The sequence below is a fragment of the Sphingobacterium sp. UBA5996 genome (assembly GCF_002429765.1).
Lineage (GTDB): Bacteria > Bacteroidota > Bacteroidia > Sphingobacteriales > Sphingobacteriaceae > Sphingobacterium.
Map to the genome: position 1 here is coordinate 286611 of NZ_DJAS01000014.1, position 20439 is coordinate 307049.

Sequence of the window (20439 nt, forward strand, 5' to 3'; positions counted from 1 at the left end):
AAATGCAATCCCTACTCGTTAACATCCGAATTAATACCAACAGAATCCACGGTGACATCTTCCAATTCTTCCACATATGGTGTCTCTTCTGAGGCCGTAGCTTCTTGAATTTCACTGTCACTATATTGGTAATAGCTGTCAAAAGTTTTGCTACTTTTATTGTAAATCAATGCGTATTTGGAGTTCTTATTCTTAACGATAATCCCGTCGGCAGGAGCAGGGACCAACTTCATTTCATCCATAAAAATCTTTTGTCCCTTTTTGAAACTGTTGATCAGCGGCAATTCACTGGAATATTCCTTCCAGAAGAGAATATCACCCTTTGCTGAAATGATCCAGATCGCACTGCTTTGGTAATCATTTTTTTCAATCAAAAATGCCATTTCCTTATTCCAACTATCTGAATCGTTGCGATCGGTGAAGTTTCCATAACAGAAAACAGATTTAGCGCGGTCTTTTATCCGGGTAAATTTGTATATGGGTTTATCCTCTACAGGTTCAAGATAGTTGTTGCCCATGAATATCTTTGTAATACCCCTTCTATAACGCAAGGGAATATTGTCATATTCCGGTATAGTGAAGATGGCATTGTTCCAGTGCTGATAGTCTTCCAATGAACTCCAACCATCAGCGTCTTCTAGGTCTTTGGGGTCTGCGTTCTCATATCCGATAGCAGCGGTGGCAGTGCTATCGACCTCCAATCCATGGATCGCTTGTCGCTGGTTATAATTGTAATAGCCGCCGCCAGCCAGGATAACCAATAGGACGACACCGATAATGATATAGACTTTTTTCTTTCTGTTCGGCTGTGCCGGTTGTTCTGCGGCTATTTCCTCAACTTCTCTTTTCATGTTTATTATTCGGCTTAATGCTACAATTTATTCTCCCATTTATATTCATCACCACAGTGAAGCCCTACGCCATGTGCTCTTGATTAGCATCAATGTGGCTAACACTGAACTAGAATTGTCTCTAAAAATAGAATAATTTTTCAAAAAGCGAAAGACAAGTTATATAAGTGTCAATATTCAACTTATATTCGTACGAATTTTAAAGCAATTTGAATTATGATTATTATCAAAAAATACGTTGCCATTGTCGGACTGGTGATCTGCTTTTTTTCCAGTATGACGCCGTTTTTAAAAGTACCTATTAAGGGAAATTGGAACCTCTATCAGGTAGATGCTTATTTGTTCTTTATTACCCTGCTGATTCTGGGGGTGACTGCGCTTTTGTTTTTTGTTCGTGCAGTTCGCGCTTATCAATGGATGACGCGATTGGCGGCCTGCTGGTATATTGTGAGTATCACAGCGGTCTGGTTTAAGATCAATAATTATTTCGGTTGGGGCTTTGCTGATAAATTGCTGTCTAAATCCCTGCATATGCGCTGGGGCTGGATTGTCTATCTGGTAGGCATCTTATTGTTGGTGTTGAGTACCAAAAAGGTTGTCGCGTCGGCAGCGTAGTGAAGGCTTTTGCAGAAAAAAATAAGCTAGATGAAAAACACCTAGCTTATTTTTTGTTTGGACGATGCGGTATAAAATGATTTTTCAATTTGTCCAGTCCTAAATCTTCTTCGATCTTATCCAATTCGTATGACCATATCTTTTCATCCAAAATTTCGTTAAGAATTTTAGGGTTAGTGAGGTCTACCGGACGCACACGCTGTTCTTTGTTGATTGGCGGGGTCAGCTCCTGCAAAATGCTGCTATGGCGTAAGATCTGAAAACGGAAGGTCGGCCATTTTCCAACATTTGCAAAGTTTCCTGTATAAAACTGAATCGAATCATGTGGAGGTATCTTATTGCTGAAAATACCTTTAACTTTATTCGCTGTTGCTTCGGATATGGATATCAGCAGCTCAAAGCTTGTTTCATTGATGATATGCAATTTGGCTAGCCCATCTTTGTGATCTCCAGAGATCGCCAATAGTATTCCTTTCTCGATAAATCGATGTGGTGTCAATGGTGTTGCATGCTGGTCGAGCTCATCATCCGCGCGACGCATATTGCCGAAGACAAGAGTGATTTTATCCATCGGTACTGGTATTTCAAAACCTGTATCGTCTGTGACGCCGACAATATCGTCGGGCTGCATAGATGTAATATGTCCCTCAATGGGTTCATCAACAAACCGTACTAAGTCTCCTATTCTAAATTTCATGTTTATTTTACTTTGGTGTCAATAATATATAATAGCCTTTCAAGATCCGAGTGATCGTTGTATAAATGAAATCCAACACGGATTCCCGAACCTCGCGGAAAGCATTTTATGCCTTCATCCAGAAAGGCTTGATAATAGTCGTGGTCGATCTGTATATTAAAAATATTACTCTGCGGATGCCTATTGGTGATACTGTCCAACAACAGATTTCTGTCGGAAAGCTCAGCACGGGCATCCGCGATCAATTTTTGCGTATAGTTCACTGTTTCTGAAAATCCCCACTGCTCCAATTGGATTAGAGACTGCTGCAACGTTCCGTGTGACAACGTATCCAAATGGCCGGGCTCGAAACAGAGTTGTACCACAGATTTATTCATCCATTGGTTGTTGAGAAAGCTGTAGTTTTCCTGAATACTCGCATAGAGCATCGCTTTGAGTCTTTCGCTTAAGAGCACAAAACCATTGCCAAAGCCAGCCATAAGCCATTTATATCCACTTGATAATACAGCATCAAATCCAGAAAGTGTGAAATCAAAAAGGTCTGTTCCAAGAAATTGAGTGCCATCACCCACAATCAGTAGTTCAGGATGTTGATGCTTCAATTCCTGTATGAAGGATAGATCTATTTTTAATCCCGAAATATATTGAACAATGGAGAGGATGAATACATCGGGCTTAAATGTAGCGATTGTATCCAATACATTTGCTTCCAGTTGTTCGTCCATCGTCACAAACTGATGTTCAAAACCACTTAAAATTGTTGGGAAATTAACGGAAGGATAATCATTATTCAGTAGCAGAACCTTAGATTGCTTAGGTAAACCGGCCAACAGTGCATTGAAAGCAAAGGAAAAACAACTGGATAAGAATACATTTTGGGAAGGACAATTGAAAAATGTACCTATTGTAGCCCGGCAGGCATCCAACGTCGCGCCCTGCTGTTCACGTAAGTTCGAGTTTGAATCAAAGAAATCTTGGTCTCTCTTGGCGCGCCACGCCTTTGTTTCACGTGAAAGTAAGCCCGATCCCGGTGTTGTTAGGTAAGTGACCGCTGGCGCGATGTCAAAATGTTTGCGATATGGACTACTCATCGTTGTGCTTTTTTGTTAATATAGCTAAATAATCTGTCAGCGAAAGATATTCTCCGCCCATACTTTCCAGATGACTGGTATGAAACTGGCAATCAATTAGATGTAATTCGATTTCTTGGGCAAGGTAAATCAGCGCTGCCTTCGATGCGTTGGCGACTTTAGAAAACATGCTTTCGCCACAAAATACACCATTGATTAATACACCGTAAAGTCCGCCAACCAGCAAATTGTTTTGCCATACCTCCACCGAGTGGGCATAGCCCAGTGAAGCAAGTTTGCTATAGGCATCTATCATGTCCGCCGTAATCCAGGTGCCTGCCTGATCTTTTCTATTCATAGTCGCGCAATGATGAATGACTGCATTAAAGTTGCGGTCTATCGAGAACGAAAATATATTTTTCCGAAGGACGCTCGCCATGCTCTTGCTGATTTTTATTTTGCGCGGATCGATCACGAATCGAGGGTTTGGGGCATACCAGAGAATAGGACTGAGCTCGTCAAACCAAGGGAAAATTCCGTTACTATAGGCGAGTAGCAGGCGATCGACGGAAAGATCCCCACCTACAGCAAGTAAACCATCTCCTTCTGCATAGCTTGGGTGTGGAAATTCAAGTTTTTTAGTATCCAGTTCAAATACCATTGTTGTTTAGCATACTGCGAAAGAGGATGTTATTCGGGTTGACGTGGCTCTTTACTGATTTCATCAAATAGTTTGTCCATGTGTTCAACATACTCGTTGGTATCGTCAAGGAAAAATTCCAATTGAGGAACGATCTTTACTTGGTTCTTAATTTTTGCACCTAGTTTGTAACGTATTTCAGCTGTTTTGGAACGAATGGCCTGAATACCTTCCTGTGCTGTCTTGGTGTTTAAAAAGCTCACGTAAACGCGTGCTATCGCCAAATCTGGCGTAACACGAACACGTGTAACCGTAATAAATGCTCCGGGAGCCCATGAATTACCATCGCGCTGAAATAATGCCGCTAAATCCTGTTGAATCACCCCAGCAAAACGTTGCTGTCTCTTGCTTTCTGTTCCCATCGTATACGTTTTATGTATTGAATATGCTCAATTGTGTCAAACAAAAATAGCCAAAATTTCAATTAAAAGAGAACTTTGGATTGACCTCTTGTCACTTAGTTGACAAAAAATACCGCGATAACGCGCCAGTTCGAAAAGAATGGAGAATACGGATTGAAAAATAAAATAAGCCAAAAAAGAAAAAAGGCACATCTTGGTTCGACGTGCCTTTAAATTTCGATTCACAATTGGTTAGGTAATTTCTTTCAAGTTTTAAGACTTTGAGGTCTATCATATTTGGTTTGAAATTTCGGTGTATTTAAAGCGGTAAGTATTTACTAACCCTACCATCTTCTATTTTTTCATCTCCCTTACACTACAAACATAGGAATACTTAAAAAACTGACAAAATAACTTTTAAAAATAAAGTGAGTGATCACTTATAATGTGTGTTTATCGCGATTTAACAAACTTTTAACATTTTATTTTTTTTGTAATAGCCTATTTTAACGACGCTATTTTTCCATTTTTTAACGAAGTCATCCAAAAAATGTATGCAATCTTTGCATTGATATAACCATTTGCAATTGGTATTTTTGTAAAAATCGGATGTCATAAAATTATCAGGAGCTTCAATCCATCCTAAACCTGCCATAAGCTTTTGATCAAAATAGCATTTAAAAAATTAGAAGAATGAAAATCTGGCAAAAAAATATAGATGTAGATTCTTTTGTAGAATCGTTTACTGTGGGCAATGACCGGGTCATGGATCTGCAACTTGCTGCTGCAGATGTTTTGGGCTCATTGGCTCATACACGTATGTTGAACAGTATAGACCTCATGACGGATGAGGACCTGGCGCTCGTACAGAAAGAGCTAAAAAATATCTATAGCGAAATCCTTGCTGGAGATTTTCGCATTGAAGAATCTGTGGAAGACGTGCACTCGCAGGTTGAAATGCTGCTTACACAGCGTATCGGTGAAGCAGGGAAAAAAATCCATTCCGGCAGATCCCGTAATGATCAGGTATTGGTCGATCTAAAGTTATACTTTCGCTCCGAAATTCAACATATCATCCACAATACAGAAGCGTTTTTTAGCGAATTAATAAAACTCAGCGAGCAGTACAAGCATATCCTCATTCCTGGTTACACCCATTTGCAGATCGCCATGCCTTCATCGTTTGGGTTGTGGTTTGGTGCTTACGCCGAAAGCCTTGTTGATGATCTGGAGATGATGCGAGCAGCCTGGAAGGTTTGTAACAAAAATCCGTTGGGATCCGCTGCAGGTTATGGATCATCTTTCCCTTTAAATAGGACCCTGACCACGCAATTGTTGGGGTTTGAGGATCTCAATTATAATGTGGTCTATGCGCAGATGGGACGTGGTAAAACCGAACGTATCTTGGCACAGGGGATGAGTTCAATAGCCGCAACCCTAGCTAAGTTTGCCATGGACGTCTGTCTTTATATTAACCAGAATTTTGGCTTTATCTCATTTCCTGCACATTTGACCACAGGATCGAGTATTATGCCGCATAAGAAAAATCCTGATGTCTTTGAGTTGATCCGATCGCGCTGTAATAAGATTCAAGCATTGCCAAATGAGATTGCATTGATGACAACAAATTTGCCATCCGGTTACCATAGGGATCTTCAGTTGTTAAAAGAGAATTTATTCCCGGCTTTTAAATCACTCAATGAATGTCTTGAAATTGCAACCTTCATGTTGGAAAACATTTCCGTTAAAGAGAATATCCTGGACGATCCAAAATATGATTATCTGTTTTCCGTAGAAGTGGTAAACAATGAAGTCCTTAAAGGGGTGCCATTCCGTGAAGCCTATCGTACTATAGGCATTGATATTGATGAAGGGCGCTTCAAGCCATCGAAAGAAGTAAATCATACCCACGAAGGGAGTATTGGAAATCTATGCAACGATCAGATTCAACGTATGTTTGAAGAGGTCAAAGCGACTTTCTGTTTTGACAAAGTTAATTCTGCAATAGACGATCTTCTAAAATAAAAGGTGCTGTTGTCTTCTTGGAAAAAGACATCACATAGCAAAATAGACCGGCCGGTCTATTTTGCTATTTTTTTATTGAGAACTTAAAGTGTGTCTCGGAGTCAAATGACTCTCCGGCTTTCAACAAAGTAGAAGGAAAGTCTGCTTGGTTGGGCGTATCCGGAAAATGCTGCGTTTCCAGACAAAATCCGGCATAGGGGAGGTACTTATGGCCTGTTTTACCATAATCATTTCCCGTCATCCAGTTTGCTGTATAAAGCTGTACACCTGGTTCAGTGGTGAAAACATCCAGCTGAATGCCTGTATTTTTCGAATATGCTGTCGCACAGGGCAGGGAGATGGGCTGATTATTGACATAACAATGGTCGTATCCTTTCGCAGCAATTAATTGTTCATTGTTAGCTGCGATGTCCTGAACAATAGGTTTCGGGATGCGGAAATCAAAAGCTGTGCCTTCTACGGGTACTATTGCATTCGGTATCTGATTCTCGTCTACAAATAAAACTTCATCTGAATTGATCTGAAGGATCTGCTGCAATACGTCACCGCTACCTTCCCCGTCCAGATTGAAGTAGGTATGGTTGGTTAAGTTGATATGTGTATCAGCATCCGATTGCGCATGATATTTAATAATGATCTCATTATTTCGCGATAAGGTATAGGAAACCATCACTTTTAGGTTCCCAGGAAAACCTTCCTCACCATCTGGAGAAACATAATAAAATTCGACGTGCGATTGATAGGTAACCCTTCTATCCCAAACCTTGTCATGAAAACCCGATATACCGCCATGAAGACAATTATTGCCATTGTTTTGAGGAAGTGTGTAATGCTTCCCGTTGATTTCAAATTTACCATCTGCAATGCGATTTGCGAAACGCCCTGCAGTACAACCATGGTATTTCTCGTCTGAATCGAGATAGGCTTGAATAGAATCAAAACCCAGTGCAACGTCTACCAAATTTCCTTTGTTGTCAGGAACCAAAATACTGACAATACGTGCGCCGTAGTCAGTTAAGAGGACTTGCATGCCCCCTTCATTTTTTAATAAGAGCAAATGCGTGTTTTTGCCGTCAATTGTACCTTCAAAATGTTTTGGAATAAGTGTTTGATATTTTGTCATGATTGATCCCTATTGGTATTGTAGCATAAAGATACAGAATATAACCAGTATAAAAATGACTTTGATCGCGGGCATCTATAAAATTTGCTACCATTCAACCGAGAATTCTGGTATAAAAATCGCAATTTAATAAGGAAAGAAAGAAGTCAGCAGTGAATGTGGGCCAAAGATGTTTAGGGTAATTTTGGGGCAGTGCCGCAAGGATTATAATTGTATTTAAGTGCAAATTTATCTAAGTTTGCGCTATGTCTGAAAAAATGAATTGGAAAGATTTGCTCTCCGCAAAGCGCTGGGGTTACGAAGATCGGAGCGTAGATAGCTATCTCGTGGCGCGGTCGGAATTTCAACGGGATTACGATCGTTTGATCTTTTCTTCCCCATTTCGAAGATTACAGAATAAAACACAGGTTTTTCCGCTACCTGGCGCTGTATTCGTTCACAATAGATTGACCCATAGTTTGGAAGTAGCCAGTGTTGGACGCTCTTTGGGACGTATGTTTTATGCGAAGTTGAAAGAGGAAAACCCCAATCTTGATGCGGATTATCCGTTTCTTCAGGAAGTCGGCAATATTATTTCTGCAGCATGCCTTTCACATGACTTGGGTAATCCTGCCTTTGGCCACTCGGGTGAGTCCGCCATATCGACTTACTTCACAGACGGAGACGGGCGTAAATACCAAGAGCAGGTTACGGCTGAGGAATGGGCCGATTTAACCCATTTTGAAGGAAATGCAAATGCCTTACGTATCCTGACACATGCCTTTCAGGGCAAAGATCCCAAAGGATTTGCATTGACATATACTTCCTTGGCTTCCATCGTGAAATATCCATGTCTAGCCATTGATGGGCATCTTAAGAAAAGTCATCACCGCAAGAAGTATGGCTTTTTTACAGAAGAGCAAAAAGCATTCGAAAAAATCGCCAATGAATTGGGCTTATTAAAAGATCCTTCTAATCCAAAAGGCTATCTGAGACATCCGTTGGTTTATCTGGTGGAGGCTGCAGATGATATCTGTTACAATATTATAGACTTGGAAGATGCTCATCATCTGAAGATTTTGTCCTATCAAGAAGTGGAAGAGTTGCTATTGCCGCTATGTGGTAAAGAGAATCTTCGCGACAGACTCGACGGTCTGCTGGATACGCCGAGCCGAGTAGCATTGTTGCGGGCCAAAGCTATCAACACCTTGATTAAAGGATGTGTTGACGTCTTTGTACGTGAACAGGACAAATTCTTGTCTGGAACATTCGGATCCGCGCTAATGGATGCACTTGATGAAGAAATTGTTGCACAGATGAACAAAATCTCGAAGATTTCTATCGCAAAAATCTACAATGCTCCCACGGTTGTACAGATTGAGATTGCTGGCTATCGGGTGATGGATGCACTTTTAAAAGAATTTGTTCCAGCGTACCTCAAGAAGAATAAGAATAATTACGATAAGAAACTTGTCGCTTTAATTCCTGAACAATTTTATACAGAAAAACAAGATTCGTATTCGAAGATCCGTTGCGTATTGGATTTTGTCTCAGGCATGACCGACGTTTATGCGATAGAGCTGTATCGTAAGATCAAGGGAATAACGATACCTTCGATCGACTAACATCTAACATCTAATATCTCATAGCTAAAATGAAGGTTGTAATTGCTGAAAAGCCCTCCGTGGCACGTGATCTAGCTCGGGTGATGGGGGCGAAGGAAGTCAAAGACGGGTATATTGCCGGTAATGGGTATGCTTTTACGTATGCTTTCGGACATTTGGTCCAACTCTGTACACCTCAGGCCTACGGATATAATTCGTGGACAATCTCAAACTTGCCCATCATTCCACAAACTTTTAAACTGGAGTCGAAAAAGGTGAAGCGTGATGGCAAGCAGATGGACGATACTGGAGCAGTAAAGCAGCTCAATACCATTAAATCCCTTTTGGATCAGGCCGAAGAAATCATTGTGGCTACCGATGCCGGACGGGAAGGCGAATTGATCTTTCGCAATATATATTATTTTTTAGGGTCTAAAGTGCCGTTTAAACGCTTGTGGATTTCAAGCCAAACGGATAAAGCCATTAAGGAGGGGTTTGCCAATTTGAAGGAAGGTACTGAATACGATAGCCTCTACATGTCTGCCCGCTCACGCTCGGAGTCGGACTGGCTGATCGGTATCAATGCAACGCAAGCCATCACGTTAGCAGCTGGTAATAAAGGCCTACTTTCTTTAGGTCGCGTGCAGACACCAACTTTGGCCATGATCTGTTCGCGCTATCTGGAAAATAAAGACTTTAAACCGCAGGCATTTTATAAAATCCAGGCCGGGTTTGAAAAAGACAATATCAGTTTTAAAGCTACCTCTGCTAAGATCGATAAAAAGGATGTCGCTGAACAAACCGTTGCGCGACTCACGGTTGGTTCCAATGCACGGGTGGCACGGGTAGAAGCCAAAGAAACAAAAGAGCAACCACCGCTGTTGTTTGATTTAACATCGCTGCAACAGGATGCGAATAAAAAATATGGTTATTCGGCCGATCAGACGCTCAGTATTGCGCAAACACTGTACGAAAAGAAGGTTATTACTTATCCGCGTACTGGTTCCCGTTATATTGGTGAAGATGTTTTTGAAGAAATTGGTACACTTTTTCAACATTTGGCAGATACAGCAGAAGAGTCCATTGCATCAATCGCAAAAAATCTGATCGGCGCGAAATTGAATAAGCGTTCTGTCGATGATAAAAAGGTAACGGATCACCATGCCCTGTTAGTGACGGATGAAAAGCCCGGACCCATGCTGAAAGAGCAGCAGAATATCTACAATATGATTGCCAAGCGCATGGTCGAAAGTTTTTCGGAAGTATGTATAAAAGATATTACTACCGTTACGATAGATGCACAAGGTGTTGAGCTCATTGCCAAAGGTACTGTGATCAAGCAATACGGCTGGCGGTTGTCTGCAGAGCAGATCGAAGCGCCGGATGAAGATAAGAACAATGAGGATCAGGACAACGAAAATGCGCAATTACCGAAGCTGTTAGCCGAAGAATTATTGCAGATTCTGACCCTCGAACTTGCCGAACGTTTTACCAAAGCCAGACCCATACATACCGAAGCCTCATTATTGAAGGCCATGGAAACTTCGGGAAAGGAAATTGAAGACGATGAAATGCGTCAGGCCATGAAAGACTGTGGCCTAGGTACCCCAGCTACACGTGCTGCAACCATTGAGACACTTTTTCAACGTGACTACATAAAGCGCGATAAGAAAAAACTGATCCCAACAGAAAAAGGACTGGCCGTGTATAACCTTGTGAAAGATCGTTCCATTGCCAAGGTAACCTTGACAGGTAAATGGGAACAGAAGCTGGAGGAAATGCGGGCCAATAAGGTTTCCTATGATGTTTTTATGAAACATATTAAGGATTACACCGTCAAAATTACTAAAGAACTTTTGACGCTGCGGATTTCACTTGCGCAGGAGGAAGTTAAACCCCAGCAGAAAGGAAAAATAAAATGTCCGAAATGTGAGAGTGGGTTAATTTTGCTCTATGATAAAGTCGCCCAATGTGACCATTATGCCCGTGGATGTGATTTTAAGATCTGGCGAACATTGAACGGTATCTTTCTTGACGAAAAGGAGATGAAGAACCTGTTGGAGAAAGGTAAAACTTCGGAGTTCAAAGGCGTGAAAAATAACGAAGGCACTATTGTTAATGCGCCGCTTGTATTTGAAAATTTTAAAGTTAACGTGGGATAAGCCAGTGTACCCCACGTTGTTATCTTTTCGACTGTTAACCAGGTTGCAGAATATCCTCCAGCGCACTCGAAATGGTAGGAAAGTTGAATCTGTAAGCATGATTTTCCAATCTTTCCGGTAATACCCAACGACTTTTCAAAAGGAGCTCTGTTTCCGTACCGATCAAAGCAGCTCCTATCTCCAGTAGCCATTTGGGAGAAGGTAGCCCAAATTTACGATGCATGATCTGGCGAAAGGTGTCCATAAAGGTTTTATTTGTAATCGGATGGGGAGCCGCACAATTGATGACACCACTAATGTTGTCATGGCTTTGTAAGAACTGGATGATCTGAAAAAGATCTTCGATATGGATCCAGCTAAAATATTGCCGGCCATTACCCTGTATACCACCGAGGCCAAAACGGACCAGGTTTTTAAAAGGATGTATAACGCCGCCATCCGGCCCCAGTACAATGGCCATACGGAGTGCTACCTGTCTAGTCTGCGGTAATTTAAAATCGAAAAAGGTTTTTTCCCACAGCATGGCAACATCAACGGAAAATCCTGTTCCGATTTCACCCGAACTTTCAGTCATCGGACGGTCCTCAGCGTGACGGTAAATGGTGGCAGTGCTAGAATTTAGCCATAATTTTGGTGGATTGGTACAGCCTGCTATTAGCTCACCGAGAATCGATGTCGTATCTGTTCTCGAAGAAAATATTTCGGCTTTATTTTTTTCAGTGTATCGACAGTTGACAGATTTTCCAGCTAGATTGATTAGGATAGCCGCATTTTCCAGAGCATCAGAAATACTGGAGTGATCAGTCCATTGAATAGTGCCCCGTCGTCGCCCAATCACGACAACTTGAAAACCTAAAGTTTGAAATCTCTTGGAAAGATATTGTCCAACAAAACCTGTCCCTCCAGCAATGACTATTTTATCCATGGTATTTCTATTTGAGAACTTTTCAGATTAGCTATCGTAAGTAGTATCCAATGCTCTTCTTTGTTTAGCGATTCGTTTGCCCCTAAAGAAGAGAAACATATTGAGGAAAAGCATCACACCAAGATATATGCTAAACCCACCGATTTTATAGCTCAGGCGCTCAATGAGTTGCTGAACACTTGGCTTGTAAAGGCTGATTTCAAGGATATAAAGCGCAAATCCCAAATTCATCAGGTAGAATCCGATGCGGAAAAGATTATTAGTCGCATGGGCTACCTCCGGCCTGCCGGCGAAGATATCATCCATGTACACTATACTATTTTTGAAAAGCACGTAGGCGACATAATAGGTTAATCCTAGTGCAATGGGTAGGTAAATAAAGTACCCGATAACGGTTAAATTTCCCATGATATTAATGTTTAATGGTTAATGAATTTTTTCTTTTTCCGAAGAAATAAATAGCGAGCATATTGATGTAATGTAAGCCAACAAGGACAAAAAGCAATCTTCCTGTTTTGAATGCAATACTGCTGATTAGTTCATCAAATGATGCGATTTGTTTCCAGTAACTAAATTGTAAGATGGCATAGCCAATGTTGAGCAGATAATATCCTAGGAGCAATAGATTGTTAGTCGTATCGGCCAAGTTGATATCCAGTCGAAAGAGCGATAGGATAAAAATCCGGCCGTTTCTGTGGAATAACCGCCCCACCCAAATGATGATATAACAGGTGAGTAGGCCATAGACTGTGTAAGCTAAGATATTAAAGTTCATAATGCTACATCATTAGTTTGATGAATTTAATCAATAAATCTCCGCCGCTTGTATTGAAAATTTTGTTGGCAATAGTTTCGAGTTGATCCGTCAGATTCTGGATGTCTTTGACCGTTTTGTGAAACTCTTTGCCCTCTGCTGTCTGATCTTTTTCCGTATTTCGGCTTATATCTTTTAGAATGTCCATGACAGGGTCGAGTTCTTTCTGCTTACGCATGACCGCAATTTTCATGGCCCATTTTAAGACTTCTTTCTCCGCAACAAAATATTCTTTCCTGTCGCCGGCAATATGTTTTTTGTAAACTATCCCGTAGTCGATCAATTGTCGGATACTCATATTGGCGTTCCCCCGCGAGATAACCAACTTTTCCATAATCTCGTCGGTAGACATGGGGTTACTTGCCGAGAGGAGTAATGCATGAACCTGAGCGACAGATTTGTTGATGCCCCATTCAGAACCTAAAGCTCCCCATGTGTCTATGAATTGTTGTTTTGCTTCTTGTAATTCCATTAAGCTTTCTTTTTGTTCGTATTTAAATTTTTCCTTAAGCGATTCTTACGTTCAGCTTATTTACAGCATCCTGTGAATTTGTTAGACCAAAGTTATTTAAAGTTTTTGAATTTTCAAAAATTTCTGAAAATAAAATAAGTTGTACTCTACGAGTCACCCTTTCGTAATAAGAATTTGCTTTTCTTGTGGACTTTTCGATTTGTTTTAACTTTGTCCGCATTATGGCGACAACTTTGTATAATCCTTTCAAACAATTTCAGTTTGATTCAGATATTTGTTTTTTAACAGGAAGTAAGCTTCAGTCGGAAGAAGAATCCATTCAGGTCTTTCCAGTGTGGATGATGAAATCCTTTCAATTGGAAGATAAACCTTTTAAAATGCTAGATGAAAATCTGGTGACTTACAAATCGTTGAAACTACCTTGTTCCATGGCGGCGGCAGCGGCTATTGAGCAAATGGAACGGTTGGTAGAGCAGTCATTTGAGCAGGGGTATGAGGCGGTTAAGCAGTTGGATCCGCTACTGTTGTTTCAATGGATGACAAAAATTATTTATGGCGTAGTTTTTAATGAAATTCTTGCAGGAATTCGCCAACAAAAAGCTTCGGGAGAGGAGATGAATTTTTCACAGGCGCTTGCACAGCGTTTTACAAATTTGCATGCGATGTTGCAATCATTGGTCGTACCAATGGAGTTTGAAAACACGTTTCCATTTTCACTGGTTGTTGTACCTGTGGAGAATGCGCCCGATACATTTATGTATCGGGACGAAATCAACACATTGATCTTCTCTATTCGTATGAAAGACTTTGCCTTAGTAGCCTGTCTGCAAGATAATGCTACAAACAATATTTATCATGAAGATATCCTGAAAATCATTTCGGGTAAAACATTGCACCCTATCCAATTTGAGGAATTGTGTGCGCGCTATTTTTATTCAGCCTACTTATTTAATCGTTTGCCAGATTATACTTACTTAAATACACCACAGAAAGTATATGTAGAGCCGATGCCATTAGCTGATATGTCGATGAAACCTATTTTTGATCCTTGGCAAAATAAAACCTATGGCCAGGTGCTGGAAAATTTTTGGAAACCCTGGGGATTGACTTTGTTCGAGATTATTAAGAATCCGGAGCATCCCATTAGCTTTCTTGTTAACGAAAACGGAGATTTTGTTGCTCATGTTGATATGCCACTGAATTAATAGTGTATTGCTTCACGCAATAAATGATCGTATGCAAGCGTTAAATGGTACGATTATGGTTAGTATAGGTTATGTATTTAACAGGCTTCAAAACTTTTTTTTCGATTCTACTTTTCTTGTTCGTATGTACTTCTGCAAGTGCGCAGGTGATTGCTAAGCGTGATATCCCGGCCGACAGCATTGCACAGGACGTTGATAATTTTCCTTATTTTAAAGGCGGGGCAGTGGCATGGTCCAGGTTTTTGCAATATAATCTAGACTTATCACGAACTGTTGGAACAATGGATAGTGTGGCCTATGCAAAATATGGCCCCAAACAGACAGCCATTCTCAAATTTATTGTATGTGAGGATGGGTCTATCTGCAATATCGAAATCGAGAACCCAGAAAAGGTTAGCCCTGAGTTTGCAAAAGCTGTATTGTCCGTTATGCGAAAATCGCCGCAATGGATGCCAGCACAAGTTAATGGAAAACCAGTTAAAACAAGATTTAGACAGCCTGTAGTAGCTGTAATTGAATAAAATTTGAATAGAAAAATAATCGCTTAAATTTTCACCATTTATAAGATACTATGACATTTTGGGATAAAGTCAAAAAAATTATGAGCAGTGGAGCGGAAGAATCCGCGTCTGAAAAAAAGGATCCGGAAATTACACCGGGGGGATCTACCGTATACCGTTATGAAGATCAGTCTGAGGATAACGATCCGAAGAACTTATTTCCGGAGATCCAATGTGTCTATCTTGATGAAATAGAGGAACACTTGACAAAATATATTGCCGAACCCGATATGGTGTTTCATGAAATTGTCTCCGAACTAGTCCATATTGATGTGCATTGGATTAAACCAAGTGCAAACTATCCATACCATATATTGGTCACTTCAGGTATGAGTGATTTACCGATGCAGGTTCCGGATGAGGTGGAAAATAAGGAAACTTATGAACGTGCTGAGTTAATGGTTGTGTTGCCTGCAGATTGGAAAATAGGGGAAGAAGAATTTCAGGACGATAACAATTATTGGCCAGTATATTTTTTGAAAAGATTAGCGCGGTTTCCACATGAGTACAAAACCTGGTTAGGTTATGGACATACCATTCCCAATGGAATGGAAGCCGAAGATATCGCAAATACCGGGTTTGGTTGTATGTTACTGCTTCCGCCTATGCTAAGTTTTGATGAAGATTTTTTGGAGTTGAAAACTAAAGATGGAAATATCATCAATTTTTATGCGATGATTCCAGTATATAGAGAAGAGATGGATTATAAACTTGAGGAGGGCACCGATGCCCTTTTAGATCGTTTTGATGAATACGGAATTTCGGAACTGGTTGATGTTGATCGCCCTAATGTCTGTAAAGATAGATAGGTTTTAAAAAAAGATATGCAATGCTACAGGCACCGAAACAGTATAGCATTGCATATCCTTTAGGAAATACTTTTTTCCATAAGGGTTATCGTCTTGTCGATATCCGTATAACTCACATTAAGATGCGGTCTAAAGCGAACACTTTTCTCACCACAACCTAACATGATAAGCTTATTTGCATAGGCATTCTTGATAAATTCATTGCGTCCGCTTTCAGCGTCAAAATCCAATGCAACAAATAGTCCCTCGCCCCTTAAATTAGACAGCTGTGTTTTTTTTGCGATCAACTTCTGGAGCTCCTCTTGGAGGTAACGTCCTTTTTCGGCCGCATTTTGAACGAGATTTTCCTGTTCTATGACTTCAAGAATTAATTTAAAGCGGAGCATATCCATAAAATCGCCACCGAATGTGGAATTGATACGACTTGATTCTTTGAAAACATGATGTTCCACTTGATCAAATTTCTCTTTGCTGGCCAGTATCCCACATACCTGTGCTTTTTTGCCAAAAGCAATGATATCAGGAATTACATTGTAATGTTGGTAAGCCCACATTTTACCAGTGATTCCCAATCCAGTCTGTACTTCGTCAAAGATCAATAGAATCTGATTTTCGTCACAGATTTTACGGAGTTGTAAGAAAAATTCCATCCGGAAATGATTGTCGCCGCCTTCACCCTGAATCGGTTCAATTAAGATGCAGGCGATATCATGTGGGTTCGCTGCAAGGGCTTCATGTATTTCGTAGACAGCTTGTTTCTCCAAAGCAATGGTTTGATCAATATGTTCCTTTGTTAAGGGGTAGCTCAGCTTCGGATTGGTAATGCGTGGCCAGTTGAACTTGGGGAAATAGAGGTATTTTCTGGGGTCTTGTGTATTTGTTAAGGAAAGTGTATAGCCAGATCTACCGTGAAATGCCTGTCTAAAGTGAATTACCTGGCTCGCTTCTTTTTGTATTCCTTGGGCAAAATTCAGTCTTGTTTTCCAGTCGAATGCAGCTTTTAAAGCGTTTTCCACTGCGAGAGTTCCTCCCGAGATGAAAAAGGCATAGGAAAGTTCTTTCGGTATGGCCACACGATCAAATGTGTCAACAAAATCAGCAAACTCTTTCGTGTAGATATCCGACATGGCAGGTTTATTGACTGCCATTTTACCTAAAAAATCACGTTGTTTGACCAAATGGGGGTGATTGTAGCCCACGGCCATCGAGGCAAACATGCTGAACATATCAAGGTATTCGTCACCATTTTCATCTACGACATAAGAACCATGGGATTTTTCCATATCCATAACCAAAGGAAACCCATCGGCTAATATATGTTTGCTTAATCTTTCATGTACGTTGTTCATAGTTTTGTGTGTAAATGGTTTATAAATCAAATTTGATCCCTTGTGCCAAGGGCAGATCAGTCGTGTAATTGATGGTGTTTGTCTGACGGCGCATGTAGGCTTTCCATGCATCAGAACCAGATTCCCGACCGCCACCGGTTTCTTTTTCGCCTCCAAATGCTCCTCCGATTTCGGCCCCTGAAGTGCCGATATTGACATTGGCAATACCGCAATCAGAGCCTGCAGCACTTAGAAACAGCTCAGCTTCCTGCAGATTGTTTGTCATGACCGCAGAAGACAACCCCTGGCCAACACTGTTCTGAAGATCTATAGCGGCACGGATATCACCCTTATATTTGATCAAATAAAGAATCGGGGCAAAGGTCTCTTGCTGTACGATTTCATAATGGTTTTCCACTTCTGCAATGACTGGCTGCACATAACAGCCGCTTTCATATCCCTTACCTTCAAGAACCTTTCCCTTAATTAGCAATTTTCCTCCTTGTTTTTTAATGTTTTCCAGTGCGTTTAAGTATGATTTTACGGCGTCTTTGTCGATCAATGGTCCTACATGATTTTTCGTATCTAAGGGGTCTCCAATTTTTAGTTGACCATACGCTTTAGTCAGTTGTTTTTTAACCTCTTCATAAATGCGCTCATGGACAATAAGTCTTCGTGTGCTTGTACAACGTTGTCCAGCTGTACCTACAGCTCCAAAGACGGCGCCGATAATGGTCATTTTTAAGTCTGCATCGGGCGTCACGATGATTGCATTGTTACCGCCAAGTTCCAAAAGAGTCTTACCAAGACGTTGCGCTACAGTAACGGCGACTTCTTTTCCCATACGGGTAGAGCCTGTGGCAGAAATTAAAGCAATGCGATTGTCTGCGGTGAGCCACTCTCCGGCTTGCCTGTCGCCTATAATAAGGTTGGATATTCCTTCAGGTAGTCCGTTGTGATGTAAGATTTCTGCAAGTATTTTTTGGCAAGCTAGCGCACATAATGGCGTCTTTTCGCTTGGCTTCCACACCACCGTATTTCCGCAGACTAAGGCTAGCGCAGTGTTCCATGCCCAAACGGCTACTGGAAAATTGAATGCGGTAATAACACCCACCACGCCCAAGGGGTGATATTGGTCGTACATACGGTGCCCCGGGCGTTCCGAGTGAATGGTGTTGCCATATAATTGGCGGGATAGACCCAAAGCGAAGTCGCATATGTCTATCATTTCCTGTACTTCGCCCATACCCTCCTGATAAGATTTACCCATTTCATAGGAAACTAACTTTCCGAGGATGGGTTTCAGTTCACGAAGTTTGTCTCCCAACTGGCGAACAATGTTCCCTCTTTTCGGAGCGGGCAGTAGACGCCATTGTAAAAAAGCATCAGCAGCCTGCTTAACAACTGCTTCATAGTCTTTACTATGACTGCCTTTTATCTTCGCGATGAGTTTTCCGTCGACAGGTGAAAAGGACTCGAATTCTTTGCCTTTGGAAAACCATTGCTGTCCAGTTGATGACCCTAAATTTTGAGAAGATATCCCAAGTGTTTTAAGCGCTGATTTTATCATAATGGTTTATTTTATTCGCTGAATTATTTAAATATATGAAATAAGTTTTTTGTTGTCAAGTTTATACTGAATATTGTTCAGTGAAAAAATTTTCTTTATCTTAGATAAGCTAATGTAGACTATATGATGACTAAACAGATCAATACCGATTATTATCAAGTGGATGATTTATTGTCCGAAGAACATAAACTGATACGGCAGTCTGTCCGCGATTTTGTGAAAGCAGAGATTAAGCCTTTTATTGAGGATGCGGCACAGGAGCATCGTGCTATTGCTGGTTTGATGCCTAAATTAGGTGCTATTGGAGCCTTGGGTCCTTATATTCCGACTGAATATGGCGGAGCCGGTTTGGATCAGATCTCTTATGGCTTAATCATGCAGGAACTGGAAGCTGGTGACTCGGCCATTCGGTCGGCAGCTTCTGTGCAATCCTCTTTGGTGATGTTTCCGATTTACACCTATGGTAGCGAGGAACAGCGTGTTAAATATTTGCCGCGGCTGGCGTCGGGGGAGTTGGTCGGCTCTTTTGGTCTTACTGAGCCCAATCATGGGTCTGATCCCGGTGGAATGGAAACTAAATTAACCACCAAAGGTGATGGCTTTTTATTAAATGGAGCCAAGATGTGGATCACAAATTCACCCGTATGTGATATTGCTGTGGTCTGGGCGAGGGATGAGTCCGGAAAAGTAAACGGGGTGATCGTTGAGCGTGGAATGGCAGGTTTTGAAACGCCAGAAACCCTACATAAATGGTCGTTGCGCGCCTCGAAAACAGGTGAATTGGTTTTTCATGATGTTTTTATCCCAGCAGAAAATGTGCTTCCAGGTGTAAATTCAATGCGGGGACCGCTTTCCTGTTTGAATTCAGCCCGCTATGGGATTTCATGGGGCGTTATTGGAGCAGCAATAGATTGTTATGAAACTGCCGTTCAGTACGCGCAGGAACGTCATCAGTTTGGTAAGCCAATTGCTGGTTTTCAATTGCAGCAAAAGAAACTTGCAGAATTCCTTACGGAAATTACTAAGGCGCAGTTGTTATCATGGCGTTTAGGTGTACTCAAAAATGAAGGACGCGCGACACCACAGCAAATCTCCATGGCCAAAAGGAACAATGTCAATATGGCGCTGCAGATTGCACGAGAATCTAGACAGATCCTTGGTGGAATGGGGATTGTCGGTGACTTCCCGATAATGCGGCATATGATGAACCTGGAGTCTGTAATTACCTATGAGGGAACTCATGATATTCATTTATTGATCACAGGTCAAGATATTACGGGTCTAAACGCATTTTCATAATGTAAATTTGGTTACGCAAAAGGGTTTTGTGTTCCTTTATCCTGCGCACATACGCGTATTTGTTTCTTAAAAGCTATTTTTCGGCATGGATAAGCTGAGGTTTGTGCTGCGGTTGGACTCGTCTTTGACCTGGGTGTTATCCTTAGTTATAGCAGTGTCTTAATCCCTAAAAAATACACATTTACTACTTTCTTATCCCTTAATATGGTTTTTGTTTACCTATAGCTTAGCCTTAAGTTAGGTTTAGTATAGCTTGTACCTATACTAAACCTAAACTAACCTATGATGTG

20 protein-coding genes are annotated in these 20439 nt (G+C 41.1%); 8 read left to right on the plus strand and 12 right to left on the minus strand.

Translation table 11 applies throughout. From position 1 onward, the window contains the following. Positions 1 to 11 precede the first annotated feature (11 nt). Complete coding sequence (locus B3E00_RS11750; RefSeq protein WP_293884665.1) at positions 12 to 851, minus strand: hypothetical protein; 840 nt, start codon at positions 849 to 851, stop codon at positions 12 to 14. Between the two features lie 216 nt (positions 852 to 1067). Between B3E00_RS11750 and B3E00_RS11755 the strand changes: the two genes are divergently transcribed. Continuing rightward, the gene (locus B3E00_RS11755; protein ID WP_293884664.1) at positions 1068 to 1466 is read left to right on the plus strand and encodes a hypothetical protein; all 399 of its coding nucleotides are present in this window, start codon (positions 1068 to 1070) and stop codon (positions 1464 to 1466) included. Between the two features lie 46 nt (positions 1467 to 1512). Here the strand turns inward: B3E00_RS11755 and B3E00_RS11760 are convergent, their stop codons facing one another. Genes B3E00_RS11760 through rbfA form a run of 4 tightly spaced genes read right to left on the minus strand, consistent with a single transcriptional unit; the run spans position 1513 to position 4295 of the window. Beyond that, complete coding sequence (locus B3E00_RS11760; RefSeq protein WP_293884663.1) at positions 1513 to 2163, minus strand: hypothetical protein; 651 nt, start codon at positions 2161 to 2163, stop codon at positions 1513 to 1515. Between the two features lie 2 nt (positions 2164 to 2165). Next, positions 2166 to 3254, minus strand: a complete 1089-nt coding sequence (locus B3E00_RS11765) for an aminotransferase class V-fold PLP-dependent enzyme (RefSeq protein ID WP_293884662.1) — start codon at positions 3252 to 3254, stop codon at positions 2166 to 2168. After that, positions 3247 to 3894 (minus strand): leucyl/phenylalanyl-tRNA--protein transferase, encoded by a 648-nt coding sequence (gene aat / locus B3E00_RS11770; protein WP_293884661.1) that lies wholly within the window; start codon positions 3892 to 3894, stop codon positions 3247 to 3249. The genes B3E00_RS11765 and aat overlap by 8 nt, the downstream gene beginning before the upstream one ends. A gap of 29 nt (positions 3895 to 3923) precedes the next feature. Next, on the minus strand, positions 3924 to 4295 hold the full coding sequence (gene rbfA / locus B3E00_RS11775; RefSeq protein WP_209577799.1) for a 30S ribosome-binding factor RbfA: 372 nt from the start codon (positions 4293 to 4295) through the stop codon (positions 3924 to 3926). Between the two features lie 672 nt (positions 4296 to 4967). Here rbfA and argH point away from each other — a divergent pair. Further along, positions 4968 to 6299, plus strand: coding sequence for an argininosuccinate lyase (argH, locus tag B3E00_RS11780; RefSeq protein ID WP_209577800.1), 1332 nt, complete (start codon positions 4968 to 4970; stop codon positions 6297 to 6299). Between the two features lie 64 nt (positions 6300 to 6363). On the opposite strand, the gene B3E00_RS11785 is transcribed toward argH, so the two are convergent. Beyond that, entirely contained in the window at positions 6364 to 7422 is a 1059-nt protein-coding gene (locus B3E00_RS11785) for an aldose epimerase family protein (RefSeq protein WP_293938523.1), read from the minus strand. A 245-nt stretch (positions 7423 to 7667) separates the two neighbouring features. Between B3E00_RS11785 and B3E00_RS11790 the strand changes: the two genes are divergently transcribed. Beyond that, positions 7668 to 9026, plus strand: a complete 1359-nt coding sequence (locus B3E00_RS11790; protein WP_209577802.1) for a deoxyguanosinetriphosphate triphosphohydrolase — start codon at positions 7668 to 7670, stop codon at positions 9024 to 9026. 29 nt (positions 9027 to 9055) lie between these two features. Continuing rightward, entirely contained in the window at positions 9056 to 11167 is a 2112-nt protein-coding gene (locus B3E00_RS11795) for a type IA DNA topoisomerase (protein ID WP_209577803.1), read from the plus strand. A gap of 34 nt (positions 11168 to 11201) precedes the next feature. Here B3E00_RS11795 and B3E00_RS11800 read toward each other — a convergent pair whose 3' ends face one another. The 4 genes from B3E00_RS11800 to B3E00_RS11815 are packed head-to-tail and all read right to left on the minus strand — an operon-like array spanning position 11202 to position 13378. Continuing rightward, positions 11202 to 12092 (minus strand): TIGR01777 family oxidoreductase, encoded by an 891-nt coding sequence (locus tag B3E00_RS11800; protein ID WP_209577804.1) that lies wholly within the window; start codon positions 12090 to 12092, stop codon positions 11202 to 11204. 27 nt (positions 12093 to 12119) lie between these two features. Continuing rightward, complete coding sequence (locus B3E00_RS11805) at positions 12120 to 12500, minus strand: hypothetical protein (RefSeq protein ID WP_209577805.1); 381 nt, start codon at positions 12498 to 12500, stop codon at positions 12120 to 12122. Between the two features lie 4 nt (positions 12501 to 12504). Next, on the minus strand, positions 12505 to 12867 hold the full coding sequence (locus B3E00_RS11810) for a hypothetical protein (protein WP_209577806.1): 363 nt from the start codon (positions 12865 to 12867) through the stop codon (positions 12505 to 12507). Between the two features lie 4 nt (positions 12868 to 12871). Further along, the gene (locus tag B3E00_RS11815; RefSeq protein WP_209577807.1) at positions 12872 to 13378 is read right to left on the minus strand and encodes a GbsR/MarR family transcriptional regulator; all 507 of its coding nucleotides are present in this window, start codon (positions 13376 to 13378) and stop codon (positions 12872 to 12874) included. A 221-nt stretch (positions 13379 to 13599) separates the two neighbouring features. Here B3E00_RS11815 and B3E00_RS11820 point away from each other — a divergent pair, with 221 nt between their 5' ends. From B3E00_RS11820 to B3E00_RS11830, 3 genes are all read left to right on the plus strand, one after another. Beyond that, positions 13600 to 14583: a hypothetical protein gene (locus tag B3E00_RS11820; RefSeq protein ID WP_209577808.1), complete on the plus strand. Its 984-nt coding sequence runs from the start codon at positions 13600 to 13602 to the stop codon at positions 14581 to 14583. Between the two features lie 71 nt (positions 14584 to 14654). Next, positions 14655 to 15104 (plus strand): energy transducer TonB, encoded by a 450-nt coding sequence (locus B3E00_RS11825; protein WP_209577809.1) that lies wholly within the window; start codon positions 14655 to 14657, stop codon positions 15102 to 15104. A gap of 80 nt (positions 15105 to 15184) precedes the next feature. Further along, entirely contained in the window at positions 15185 to 15952 is a 768-nt protein-coding gene (locus B3E00_RS11830; protein WP_293884652.1) for a suppressor of fused domain protein, read from the plus strand. Positions 15953 to 16011: 59 nt separating this feature from the next. Here B3E00_RS11830 and lat read toward each other — a convergent pair whose 3' ends face one another. Together lat and B3E00_RS11840 are read right to left on the minus strand one after the other, a co-directional pair. Beyond that, entirely contained in the window at positions 16012 to 17301 is a 1290-nt protein-coding gene (gene lat, locus B3E00_RS11835; RefSeq protein ID WP_293938526.1) for an L-lysine 6-transaminase, read from the minus strand. Between the two features lie 19 nt (positions 17302 to 17320). After that, positions 17321 to 18850 (minus strand): aldehyde dehydrogenase family protein, encoded by a 1530-nt coding sequence (locus B3E00_RS11840; RefSeq protein WP_293884650.1) that lies wholly within the window; start codon positions 18848 to 18850, stop codon positions 17321 to 17323. A gap of 123 nt (positions 18851 to 18973) precedes the next feature. On the opposite strand from B3E00_RS11840, the gene B3E00_RS11845 reads away from it, so the two are divergent. Beyond that, positions 18974 to 20149, plus strand: coding sequence for an acyl-CoA dehydrogenase family protein (locus B3E00_RS11845; RefSeq protein ID WP_293884649.1), 1176 nt, complete (start codon positions 18974 to 18976; stop codon positions 20147 to 20149). The last annotated feature ends 290 nt before the right edge of the window (positions 20150 to 20439 follow it).